Origin of the sequence: Flavobacterium cyclinae, assembly GCF_021172145.1 — a bacterium.
Taxonomy (GTDB): domain Bacteria; phylum Bacteroidota; class Bacteroidia; order Flavobacteriales; family Flavobacteriaceae; genus Flavobacterium; species Flavobacterium cyclinae.
The window spans coordinates 1099037-1111472 of the sequence record NZ_CP089095.1 but is presented as its reverse complement, the minus strand read 5'-3'; the positions used below and the strand labels follow the sequence as shown (position 1 = coordinate 1111472).

Annotated in this window: 14 protein-coding genes; 7 read left to right on the top strand and 7 right to left on the bottom strand. The window is 32.6% G+C overall.

All coding sequences use genetic code 11. The annotated features are described in order from the left end of the window. Positions 1-133 precede the first annotated feature (133 nt). The 5 genes from LOS86_RS05305 (at position 134) to LOS86_RS05285 (ending at position 3517) form a co-directional block, all read left to right on the top strand. The gene (locus LOS86_RS05305) at positions 134-703 is read left to right on the top strand and encodes a hypothetical protein (RefSeq protein ID WP_231843585.1); all 570 of its coding nucleotides are present in this window, start codon (positions 134-136) and stop codon (positions 701-703) included. A gap of 29 nt (positions 704-732) precedes the next feature. Then, entirely contained in the window at positions 733-882 is a 150-nt protein-coding gene (locus LOS86_RS05300) for a hypothetical protein (RefSeq protein ID WP_231843584.1), read from the top strand. Positions 883-1003: 121 nt separating this feature from the next. Next, complete coding sequence (locus tag LOS86_RS05295) at positions 1004-1786, top strand: MlaE family ABC transporter permease (RefSeq protein ID WP_231843583.1); 783 nt, start codon at positions 1004-1006, stop codon at positions 1784-1786. 2 nt (positions 1787-1788) lie between these two features. Beyond that, positions 1789-2535 carry an ABC transporter ATP-binding protein gene (locus LOS86_RS05290; RefSeq protein ID WP_231843582.1) on the top strand — a complete coding sequence of 249 codons (747 nt, stop codon included), beginning with the start codon at positions 1789-1791 and terminating at the stop codon, positions 2533-2535. Between the two features lie 7 nt (positions 2536-2542). Continuing rightward, complete coding sequence (locus tag LOS86_RS05285; RefSeq protein WP_231843581.1) at positions 2543-3517, top strand: MlaD family protein; 975 nt, start codon at positions 2543-2545, stop codon at positions 3515-3517. Positions 3518-3523: 6 nt separating this feature from the next. Here the strand turns inward: LOS86_RS05285 and LOS86_RS05280 are convergent, their stop codons facing one another. From LOS86_RS05280 to LOS86_RS05250, 7 genes are all read right to left on the bottom strand, one after another. Continuing rightward, positions 3524-3952 (bottom strand): hypothetical protein, encoded by a 429-nt coding sequence (locus tag LOS86_RS05280; RefSeq protein WP_231843580.1) that lies wholly within the window; start codon positions 3950-3952, stop codon positions 3524-3526. 47 nt (positions 3953-3999) lie between these two features. Continuing rightward, positions 4000-4683 (bottom strand): (d)CMP kinase, encoded by a 684-nt coding sequence (gene cmk / locus LOS86_RS05275; RefSeq protein ID WP_231843579.1) that lies wholly within the window; start codon positions 4681-4683, stop codon positions 4000-4002. A 35-nt stretch (positions 4684-4718) separates the two neighbouring features. Continuing rightward, positions 4719-5105 carry a hypothetical protein gene (locus LOS86_RS05270; RefSeq protein ID WP_231843578.1) on the bottom strand — a complete coding sequence of 129 codons (387 nt, stop codon included), beginning with the start codon at positions 5103-5105 and terminating at the stop codon, positions 4719-4721. A 102-nt stretch (positions 5106-5207) separates the two neighbouring features. After that, the gene (porQ, locus tag LOS86_RS05265; RefSeq protein WP_231843577.1) at positions 5208-6227 is read right to left on the bottom strand and encodes a type IX secretion system protein PorQ; all 1020 of its coding nucleotides are present in this window, start codon (positions 6225-6227) and stop codon (positions 5208-5210) included. Positions 6228-6347: 120 nt separating this feature from the next. Then, on the bottom strand, positions 6348-8810 hold the full coding sequence (gene lon, locus LOS86_RS05260; RefSeq protein WP_231843576.1) for an endopeptidase La: 2463 nt from the start codon (positions 8808-8810) through the stop codon (positions 6348-6350). 166 nt (positions 8811-8976) lie between these two features. After that, positions 8977-10014 carry an RluA family pseudouridine synthase gene (locus tag LOS86_RS05255; RefSeq protein WP_231843575.1) on the bottom strand — a complete coding sequence of 346 codons (1038 nt, stop codon included), beginning with the start codon at positions 10012-10014 and terminating at the stop codon, positions 8977-8979. Next, on the bottom strand, positions 10001-10654 hold the full coding sequence (locus tag LOS86_RS05250) for a PASTA domain-containing protein (protein WP_231843574.1): 654 nt from the start codon (positions 10652-10654) through the stop codon (positions 10001-10003). Before LOS86_RS05250 ends, LOS86_RS05255 begins: the two co-directional genes overlap by 14 nt. Positions 10655-10831: 177 nt before the next feature. Between LOS86_RS05250 and LOS86_RS05245 the strand changes: the two genes are divergently transcribed. Both LOS86_RS05245 and LOS86_RS05240 read left to right on the top strand, forming a co-directional pair. Continuing rightward, complete coding sequence (locus LOS86_RS05245) at positions 10832-11806, top strand: D-alanine--D-alanine ligase (protein ID WP_231843573.1); 975 nt, start codon at positions 10832-10834, stop codon at positions 11804-11806. Between the two features lie 19 nt (positions 11807-11825). Beyond that, positions 11826-12434, top strand: a complete 609-nt coding sequence (locus LOS86_RS05240) for a zinc-ribbon domain-containing protein (protein WP_231843572.1) — start codon at positions 11826-11828, stop codon at positions 12432-12434. The last annotated feature ends 2 nt before the right edge of the window (positions 12435-12436 follow it).

Genomic DNA, 12436 nt, shown 5'->3' with positions numbered 1-12436 from the left:
ATAAACCATACCTTTATATCTACATATAGAATCCGATTTGTGAAAGCAGATCGGATTTTTTGTTGATAACTTGGAAAGGGTTTGTAGGAAAAATTGATTATATTTGAGCAATACATTTTTCAAGAATTAATTAATGGAATCATTAGGTCACTTTCTATTTGAACTTATAAAAATTACTATTTTAGGTTTTATCTACGCTACAATTTTATATTATATCTATAAATTAATTCCAGAAAATAAAAAACCTGAGTGGATTAAAAGTTGGCTAAAAAACAAAAAAAGACTTTGGTTATCTATTTCATTATTTCTCTTATTTTATATGTTTACACCTTACGGTTACCATGGTTTAGGCGATAGTGCTAGAATTCCAATCAGCTTTACAAAAGAAATCAGTAATATAAATTGGACAAAATATGCTCAATTAGACAACATAAAAAGTATCGAAGACAATGATATTTATTTGACACGATTTAAAATAGTAAACAACACTTTATGTGGTAATTTAGATAGTGATTTTTTTAGTTATCAAAACGATTACTTTGTTTATGATATTGATTCAGAAAAGTTAGAAGAATTTCAAACTGAAACCGATTACAATAAATTTGCTGAAAGTAAAAAACTTCCAAAATCTCATGAATTGAAAAGCTTTGAAGAGAATTACAATGAATATTGGAGCGGTTGGAGATTTTTTTTGTTACCATAATTTGAAAATCAATTACAAAAATCACTACAATGACACAACAAATTTTATTTCTTATGGTGGTTTTAATTGGAGCCTATTATGCCCGTAAATACGGAAATAAAGCAAAACGCGATATTGAAAAATACAATCAGAATAAAGAACAAGATAAGATTAAAAAAACTGATAGCTCAGATTTCTAATCCTTGTCATAAAGCTAAAAATCCAACTCCACCACAACTCCAATTTTTTACTACAACTCTTACAAATATCATGTTCTATCTGATTAAAAATCACTATATTTGATTGTAATTAAGATGCTTCATGAAAAAATATTTCGATAATCTTACTGAAGCTTTACAAAACTTCCTCATCGAAGTGGGCGAACTCTCCTACTTTGCAGGGCGTTTTTTCAAAGAATTTTGGAAACCGCCTTACGAATTCAAAGAACTCTTGCGTCAGTGTTTTTATATTGGAAATCGGTCTTTGTTGTTAGTTAGCGTTACGGGTTTTATCATTGGTTTGGTATTTACACTACAATCACGTCCTACTTTGCAGGAATTTGGTGCTGTTTCATGGATGGCGTCTATGGTGAGTGTTTCTATTATTCGTGAAATTGGCCCCATCATCACCGCTTTAATTTGCGCGGGAAGAATTGGTTCAGGAATTGGTGCCGAATTAGGTTCTATGAAAGTAACCGAACAAATTGATGCCATGGAAGTTTCGGGAACCAACCCTTTTAAATTTTTAGTCATTACCCGAATCCTAGCAACTACTTTGATGTTGCCGTTATTAGTAATCGTAGGTGATTTCATTGCCATTTACGGTTCGTATTTAGTAGAAAACATCAAAGGAAATGTGTCGTTTACCTTATATTTCAATCAGGTTTTTACTATTTTAGAATACAGCGATATTGTACCGGCTACCATCAAAACCTTCTTTTTTGGGTTTGCAATTGGATTAGTGGGTTGCTTCAAAGGCTACAACTGTAAAAAAGGTACGGCTGGCGTAGGAAAAGCGGCAAATTCTGCAGTAGTTTATACGTCTATGCTGTTATTTATTATTGACTTTGTAGCGGTATTTGTAACCAACATTTTTTACGATTAATCATGACAACTCCAACTAAAAATGCGATTATCACCATCAAAGATTTGCACAAGCAATTTGGTAGCAATGTGGTTTTGAATGGTTTTAATTTGAATCTTTTTGAAGGAGAGAATTTGGTTGTAATGGGAAAATCAGGTTCGGGAAAATCGGTGATGGTTAAATGTGTGATTGGTTTAGAACAGCCTGATAGCGGTTCGATTTTAGTGATGAATCAGGAAATCAACAAACTCGAACAAGAAGATTTAGACGAATTACGCACCGAAATCGGATTTTTATTTCAAGGAAGCGCGTTGTACGATTCGATGTCGGTTCGAGAAAATTTAGAGTTTCCACTGCGTCGTCATACGAAAAAATTTGGCGTTATTGAAGATACAACTCCTTTGGTGATGGAAGCGTTGGAAAGTGTTGGTTTAGCCCATGCGATTGATTTAATGCCGAATGAACTTTCAGGCGGTATGAAGCGAAGAATTGCTTTAGCTAGAACCTTGATTTTAAAACCGAAAATTATCTTATACGACGAACCTACAACCGGTTTAGACCCAATTACATCAAAAGAAATTGTACTTTTGATGAATTCGATACAAAAACAATACAACACCTCATCAATTATCATTACGCATGATGTAGATTGTGCGAAAGTAATTGCCAATCGTATGATTTTATTGATTGATGGTGTAAATTATAAAGAAGGAACGTTTGGCGAATTAGCCAATTCAACCGATCCAAAAGTGCAAGCTTTTTTTAAATAAAAATAAGATGGAAAAGACAAATTCACAAAAAATACAACTCGGAATCTTTGTAATTATCAGTACGCTTGTATTTTTAGCTGCCATATATTTTATTGGTAATAAGCAAAATATATTTGGCAATACTTCGCAATTAAAAGCGGTTTTTGTTAATGTAAATGGATTGCAACCCGGAAACAACGTTCGTTATGCTGGAATTGATATTGGCACGGTAAAAACCATTGAAATGATTAACGATACTACCATAAATGTACACATGATAATTGAAAACAAAATCATGGAGCACATCAAGAAAAACGCTATTGCTACGATTAGTTCGGATGGTTTGGTGGGCAACATGATTATCAATATTATTCCTGGAAAAGGTGTGGCGAAAAAAGTTGAAAATGGCGACACCATTCAATCCTATAGTCGAATTGGAACCGATGCGATGCTTGAGACATTAAATGTAACCAATGAAAATGCCGCCATGTTAACGGCTGATTTATTAAAAATTACACAAGAAATCACACAAGGAAAAGGAACGGTTGGAATGTTGATTCAAGATACCACAATGTCAAAAAATCTTCAAGAGACGATGAAGTATTTACACCTTACAACTAAAGGAACATCAGAATCCGTAGCGAATTTGAATAAATTAATCACCGAATTAAACCGAAAAGACAATGTTATCGGTACTTTGAACGATACCGTTGTAGCCAATCGAATGAAAAAAATCGTCATTAATTTAGAAAAATCAAGTAATGAAATTGATAAAGTAGTGACCAATTTAAATGCCACTATTACCAATGTAAAAGATGGAAAAGGCGCATTAAATTACCTTTCAAATGATCCAAAATTAGTACAACAAATCGATTCAACGATGACCAATTTGAATAAAGCGAGTATCAAGCTAAACGAAGATTTAGAAGCGTTGAAACACAATTTCTTGTTTAGAGGGTATTTTAAGAAACAAGCGAAAGAGAAAGCGAAACAGGGGAAATAGTTAAGATTACAGATAAAACTTTTGACCTTCTATGTATTTGTTAGGTAAAATTGGACTTTTTATTCCAAATGGACCAGTTCCTCTTTTGTAATAATACAATTCTTCATCAATATCAGTATATCTTCCTGAACATAATAGACTAAAAATTGTAGTGTTTTCTTCAGATTTCAAAACATTAATATCAATCCAAACAGGAACTTTCTCTTTTCTACACAAAAAATCAACAACCTCATTTTCAGTTAAATTTAATTTTACCACACCATTATCTTCAGGATAAAGATCGAATTTAGCATTGCAATTTTCATCCATGGAAGCATTTAAAATTAAATCATATTTAAAATTGTTTAATAGCTCATTATTCACATATTTCTTTGCGAATTCAAAAGCATACATGCTTGATTTAACTAGATATTTTTGGAAATCTGATTTAGTCATTTTATACTTTATGTGATTTCTCCTACGTCGAAATGACAAAAAAGGTTCTACAACTTCTCTTTCACCAAATTCAAAACCAATTCAAATTGTTCTTTTTTGGTAAGGCTTGAGTTGTCTACTTCGATAGCATCATCAGCTTTTACAAGTGGCGAATCTTCTCTGTGTGTGTCAATATAATCGCGTTCTTCTACATTTTGAAGCACTTCTTCAAACGTAATGTGCTGTCCTTTTTCTACTAACTCATCAAAACGTCTTTGCGCTCTGGTTTTCGAACTTGCGGTCATGAATAATTTCAACTCGGCATCAGGAAAAACTACGGTTCCGATGTCTCTTCCATCCATTACTATGCCTTTGTCTTTACCCATGGCTTGTTGTTGCTCGACTAATTTTGCACGCACTTCTGAAATTTCGGCCACTTTACTCACCATACGTGAAACTTCGATGGTTCTAATTTGTGTTTCGATGTTTTCGTTGTTCAAATACATTTCGGCAAATCCTAAAGTTGGATTGAATTGAAAACGCAAATTGATATTTGGTAATTGCGCAACCAAACCAGCAGTATCTAAATGCGTTTCTGAAACCAAGTTATGTTGCATCGCAAAATACGCTACTGCACGATACATCGCCCCCGTATCTACATACACGTAACCTAATGCTGCAGCCAATTGCTTGGCCAATGTACTTTTCCCTGTTGACGAAAAACCGTCTATTGCTATGGTAATTTTTTTCATGTTTATTAAAAGTAGAATATTTATTCTACATAACTTTATCTTACAATTATTTTTTTATCCTTAATCGTTTTATTTGGAAAATGATATTCAAATAAGTATTCACAATAAGAATCACACAAATAACCTTTTTCAAATTCTGAAAAAATGAAAATTGTATCATTAGAATATTTCACATTATCCTTTGGATTTCGACAACAATCTGAATAAATATTAAACTTAATTACAGTTGAATCATTTAAAACTTGTTTTTCCAAATTTCTTATGGATGATCGATACTTCTCAACAGAATCATAATTTGGATGATGCAAAGGAGAACCATCTTCTGCCATATTAATATCTTTCCCCTTAAATGAATAATCTTTCTTTAAATCATCACAAGAAAAAATTAAAAATGATAAGATTAGTAATATAAAATGTTTCATTAAAATACTTTTTAAATTTAACTAAATCACAATTATCAAATGAATAAAACAAATTTAAGCTAATCACTAATCACTAATTCCTCTTGACTAATCACTCAAATGCTACTCCAAATCAATCATCAAACCAAACAAACTGGTATTGGCTGCCACTGTATATCTCGAATACGAATAATCAAATTTAATTTTCCCAAAACGAATTCCAACACCAACAGAAATTCCTGAAAAATGACGTTGTTCTAAGATGCGTAATTCTTCACTTCTTCTAAAATTATAACCCAATCGAATGTTGAACCCTTTTTGAGGAAATAATTCGGCACCTAAAATTATATGACGTAATGCATTATTAAAAAACGAGACTTTTTCTTCTGTCGCAGTTCCGTCTAAATTACTTTGAGCTCTATTCGGATTTGAAAAAGCAATATTCCATTGTTGTAAATTTTCAAAAGTTACATGCCAACGAATGGGAACATTTTCCATCAATTGCGAAATTCCAGCGTCTATAGCAAGTGGCAATTTTTCATTCGTATTTTCATAGGGTTTCAATTGAAATCCAAGATTTCGAACTGATAATCCGTAATTAATATCGTTATCATAATCCACATATAAAAACCCTAAATCAACGGCAGCACCCCAAGAATTATAACTTTCTAAAGTAGAAGATATTAATTTTGCATTAGCACCTATATACATATCCGTCCAAGGCAAATTATAAGCATACCCTAAAGATAATGCTGCTTCACTTCCGGTAAAATCTGAAGTTAAATTACCCAATTCGTCTCTTCCTTCAAAACTTCCGTAATTGATGTAACTAATTCCGGCATGAAAAGTTTGCAAATGACGATCGTACGTATAGGCATAAGCTGCAGTTCCATAAGAAACTTCTCCAAAATAACTTCCATAATTCACCGACAATCGATTGTGCATATCGGCATTGATAGTCGCTGGGTTATAAAACGCTTGATTCACGTCATAATCTACAACTGTAACTGTTTTTCCACCTAAAGCGGCTTGTCGAGGCGATTGTGCTAAATTCAAAAACTGATATACTGCCTGACCTCCTATTTGGCTAAAAACGGAAGCCGATAGAAGAAAAGTAAAAAGGAATACGAGTTTTCTTAGCATTTTTTGTTGTTATTCTTACTTATAACGCAACTGCGAAGATAAAATTATATCAGTTAGGAAACAAAAAAAGAACTCCCAATAAATGAATTATTGAGAGTTCCTACTGTATTTGTTTTATAATTACTTTTTAACTTCTAAAACTTTAGCATTTTTGACCTTTTGATTCGTAATGGCGATCTCTAAAACTTCGCTCATTCTGTCTACATAATGAAAGGTTAAACCTTCTATATAATCCGGTTTGATTTCTTCAATATCACGTTTGTTTTCTTTGCACAAAATGATTTCCTTGATGTTTGCTCTTTTTGCTGCTAAAATCTTTTCTTTGATTCCGCCAACAGGTAAGACTTTTCCACGAAGGGTAATTTCTCCAGTCATAGCAATACTTTTCTTAACTCTTTTTTGAGTAAATGAAGACACCATAGAAGTCAACATCGCAATTCCGGCACTTGGGCCATCTTTAGGCGTTGCTCCTTCTGGAACGTGAATATGAATATTGAAATTATTTAAAACTTCTGGATTAATTCCTAAATCTTCTGCATTAGCACGAATGTATTCTAAAGCAATCGTAACCGATTCTTTCATGACGGTTCCTAAATTCCCTGTCATCGTCATCGCTCCTTTTCCTTTTGAAATTAAGGATTCAATAAACAAAATATCACCTCCAACAGATGTCCAAGCTAAACCTGTTACAACTCCTGCTACATCGTTATTTTCGTATTTATCGCGCTCCATACGTGGCGATTTCAATACTTCTAAAATATCAGTATCGGAAACTTTCACGTTGTAAGGTTCTTCCATAGCAATCGATTTTGCAGCATGACGCACTATTTGAGCGATTTTCTTTTCTAAACCACGAACACCTGATTCACGCGTATAACCCACTACGATTTTTTCCAATTGTTTTTTACCAATTTGTAAATCTTTAGCCGTTAATCCGTGTTCTTTTAATTGTTTTGGTAATAAGTGCGTTTTCGCAATCTCGATTTTCTCTTCAATGGTATAACCCGTCATTTCGATAATTTCCATACGGTCGCGAAGTGCTGGCTGTATAGTGGATAAACTATTTGAAGTCGCAATGAACATCACTTTTGATAAATCGTACCCTAATTCCAAGAAATTATCGTGGAATTCTTTGTTTTGTTCTGGATCTAAAACTTCCAACAAAGCCGATGATGGATCTCCGTTATGACTTGAAGATAATTTATCAATCTCATCTAAAACAAATACCGGATTTGATGTTTTTGCTTTCTTAATATTTTGTAGAATTCGTCCTGGCATAGCTCCGATATAGGTTTTTCTGTGACCGCGAATTTCCGCTTCATCACGTAAACCACCTAACGACATTCTGATGTATTCTCTTCCTAAAGCTTCAGCGATGGATTTCCCAATTGATGTTTTACCAACCCCTGGAGGTCCGTACAAACATAAAATTGGAGATTTCATGTCATTTCGCAATTTTAAAACTGCCAAATGCTCAATAATACGTTTTTTTACTTCCTCTAAACCGTAATGGTCTCTATCTAGAATTTTTTGAGCGCGTTTTAAGTCGAAATTATCTTTGGTAAATTCATTCCAAGGCAATTCTAAAAACAACTCAATATAATTACGTTGAATACCAAAATCTGGAGAATTTGGATTGGTACGTTGCAACTTAGACAATTCTTTTTCAAAATGTTGCGCTGTTTTATCGTCCCATTTTTTCTTTTTCCCTTTGGCACGCATTTCTTCAATTTCGGCTTCATACGAAACGCCACCCAATTCTTCTTGAATGGTTTTCATTTGTTGCTGTAAGAAATATTCGCGTTGTTGTTGGTCTAAATCAAAACGCACTTTTGACTGAATATCGTTGCGAACTTCTAATTTTTGAAGCTCTAAGTTCATGAAACGTAACGTTTCAAGTGCTCTGTCTTTTAAATTTGGAATTGATAGTAATTCTTGTTTTTCTTCTACTGAAAGATTCATGTTAGAAGAAACAAAATTGATTAAAAACGGATTACTTTCGATATTTTTAATTGCAAAAGTAGCTTCTGTTGGAATATTCGGACTCTCCTTGATAATTTGGATAGCCAAATCTTTAATTGATTCTACAATCGCTTTAAATTCAACATCATTATTATCAGGACGTTCTTCAGGAACTTCTTTGATAGTAGCTTTTAAATATGGTTCCTCTTGAGTAAAGGAATCAATTTCAAAACGTTTTTTTCCTTGAAGAATAACAGTTGTATTTCCATCAGGCATTTTTAAAACGCGCATGATACGAGCTACAGTTCCTATGTGATGAACATCATTAGGAGTAGGTTCTTCTACATTTTCATCAATTTGTGCTACTACACCAATGATTTTACCTTTGGCATTAGCATCATTAATCAATTTAATTGATTTATCTCTTCCGGCTGTAATAGGAATAACAACACCAGGAAATAAAACAGTATTTCGTAAAGGTAAAATAGCAATATCTTCGGGCAATGCCTCGTTGTTCATTTCTTCTTCATCTTCAGGCGTCATCAACGGAATCAATTCCGCATCTGGATCCATTTCTTGAAGTGACAAATTGTCAAGTGCTAGTATTTTTTGCTGTGGCATATTTATAAATAAGGTCTTTTTGTCAGTTTATGATTCTTTTAAATCGGTTCAAATTTATTGATTTAAAATTTAACAAATTGAAAATCAGTAGTTAAAATAATAAATCAACATGTAATTCTACTCAAGTAGTTCAAGATGTATGCCAATAAAAAATTGGTTCTAAATATTATTCTTCAATAAAGGTTTGCGCTTTTGAGTACACGCGCCATTTATCGATACATTCTTGAAATTCTTGTGGAATTGGAGAATCAAAACGTAAAAATTCTTTTGTAATAGGATGTTCAAAACCTAATGTTTTAGCATGAAGTGCTTGTCTTGGTAACACTTTAAAACAATTATCAACAAACTGTTTGTATTTGGTAAAAGTGGTTCCTTTTAAAATAGCATCGCCCCCGTAACGTTCGTCGTTAAAAAGAGTGTGACCAATGTGCTTCATGTGAACGCGAATCTGATGGGTTCTCCCTGTTTCTAATTGGCACGAAACTAAAGTAACGTAACCAAAACGCTCTAAAACTTTGTAATGGGTAACTGCAGGTTTACCTTTATCTTCATCGAGATGAACTGCCATTTGCATGCGATTCGTATCATGTCGACCGATATTTCCTTCCACAGTACCTTCATCTTCTTCCATATTTCCCCAAACTAATGCGATATATTCTCTTTCCGAAGTTTTTTCAGCAAATTGTTTGGTTAAATAAGCCATTGCAACATCTGTTTTTGCAACAACTAATAAACCGGAAGTGTCTTTATCAATTCGATGAACCAAACCTGGTCGTTCTGAACTGTTCATGGGTAAATTTTCAAAATGATAGGCTAATGCATTAACCAAAGTTCCTGAATAATTGCCGTGACCAGGATGTACGACCATTCCTGCGGGTTTATTAATTACCAACAATTGATCATCTTCATAAACAATGTCTAATGGAATATTTTCTGGCGTTAATAACTGCTCGTAAGTTGGATGAGCTAACACCAAACGCACCACATCACCTGCTTTAACTTTATAATTTGATTTTACAGGAACATCATTCACTAAAATTGAGCCTTTTTCAGCCGCTTGTTGAATTTTATTCCTAGTGGTATTTTCAATCATGTTCATCAAAAATTTATCCACACGTAAGGAAGATTGTCCTTTACTTGCTTCAAAACGATGATGTTCGTATAACTCATCTTCGAGTTCGGTTCCTACATTATAATCCGTCATCTCCTTGTTTAAATTCTTCTGGTTGTGTTTCTTCTACTGGTGCTAATGTATCTGCTGGTTCTTCTGAACTAAACGTATCTTCATTAAACACTTCTTTTCCATCCCCTAAAACAAAATCCAAAGTAGAATTTTTCTTTACCTTATCACCTGCTCTTAATCGTCTTCCGTTCTGGTAAATTTGCAACACTACATCTTTAGCAATGTGAGGTTTATAGGTAATCTTACCTTCTTTCAAAGTTAAAGATTTAATTGTAGCTGAAATTTGTCGGAATGTTTTATCCTTAAATTCTGGAATTGTAATTTCGGTAAACTCACCCGCATTTAGCTTTACATAAACTTTTCTACCATCTTTTACAAAACTTCCAGCTTTAGGATCTTGCTCTAAAATAGAGAAAGGTGGATAATCTGCATTATATTCCACTGTATCTAATAGAAATATATTCAAATTTAAATCGTTCAACTTTTCTTCAGCAACTTCTAATTTCATTTTAGATAAATCAGGCACTTTAATTTCCTGACCATGATTTGTTCTAAATGCTAATAACTGAATAACAATAAATGTAAAAACCACCACAATTGCTATTGCAATAGCCAATTGAGTGAAAAAAGTTTTACTGGTTACATATTTAAATAAGCTCATACCCTATGATATTTTGACAAAGATATAAAAATCATAAAGAATTTGCATTGCAATTCTATATCATTTCATACTTCTTTAAAACGTTACAATTAAAAAAATATTTCTTGAAGAATAGTTTAATTCATCACAACATATGAATAAATAATGTAATTTTGTGTATTACTTTTAGAATTCAAAATGAAAAACGTTGCCATTATCATGGGAGGTTACTCTAGCGAGTACAAAATTTCGTTAACCAGCGGAAATGTTGTGTATAACAATATTAATCGTGCTAAATTTAATCCGTATCGAATTCATATTTTTAAAGAAAAATGGGTTTATGTGGATGAAAATGACGCTGAATTTCAAGTTGATAAAAACGATTTTTCGGTAACTATAAATGGTAACAAAATTAATTTTGATGTTGTTTTTAATGCCATTCACGGAACACCTGGTGAAGATGGGTTAATGCAAGCTTATTTTGAATTATTGAATATTCCTCAAACGTCATGTGATTATTACCAAGCCGCGTTAACATTCAACAAACGCGATATGCTTTCGGTTTTAAAACCTTACGGAATAAAAACTGCTGAATCGTATTATTTGAATTTGGGCGACGAAATTAATGTTGACAAAATTCTAGCGAAAGTAGGATTACCCTGTTTTGTAAAACCAAATAAATCAGGTTCTAGTTTCGGAATTTCGAAAGTAAAAACGAAAGAAGAATTTCTACCAGCTATTGAAAACGCTTATAAAGAAGATGACGAAATCATTATAGAAAGTTTCCTTGACGGAACTGAAGTTTCTGTTGGAGTAATCAATTATAAGGGAAATGTTACGGTTTTACCTATTACCGAAATTGTATCAGAAAACGACTTTTTTGATTACGAAGCAAAATATTTGGGAAAATCTAAAGAAATTACGCCAGCTCGAATTTCGGAAGAACTAAAAGTAAAAATAGAAACAGTTGCTAAAAGAGCCTATGAAGTCTTGAAAATGAAAGGTTTTTCGAGAAGTGAATTTATTATCGTTAACAACGAACCTCACATGTTAGAAATGAACACCATTCCAGGTTTAACTACTGAAAGTATTTTACCACAACAAGCACGCGAAGCTGGAATTTCGTTGCCTGAATTGTTTGAAAACGCTATTGAATTGGCTTTAAATAAATAATATTCTCAAATATAATTATATGATTTTTTACGGTACAAATGCTAAAAGTATTAAAAATGGAAAAATAATTAATGTTCAATGTCCAAATTGCGAACAGAATACTTCAATGACATATTCTGTTTTCGGAAAATATGCTCATATATATTGGATTCCATTTATTCCTTATAAAAAAGTCAGCATTACTGAATGTGATTCTTGCAAAAGAACTTTTGAATCAGGTGAATTACCACAAAATATAGTTAATAAATTAAATCAAGATTTTGAAAGAGGCAATTCAAAATATCCAATATGGATGTATAGTGGCGCTTCTATATTAGCTGGAGTATTATTATTTACGTTTTTCATGAACATGAAAAATAAAGAAGATGAAGAAATATATATTAAGGAACCGAAAATTGGTGACTTATATCACTATAAAACTGAATCTGGAAATTATTCCATAATGAAAGTACACAAAATTTCAAAAGATAGTATTTTACTACTTGTAAATGAAATGGAAACAAACCTAATGTCTGGAGTAAAAGAAATAAACTTAAAAAAACACTTTAAAGAAGTTTATGGATTTTCCAGAAAAGAAATAGAAGATTTGTATAAAGAACAAAATATATACGAAGTTAATAGAGAATAACT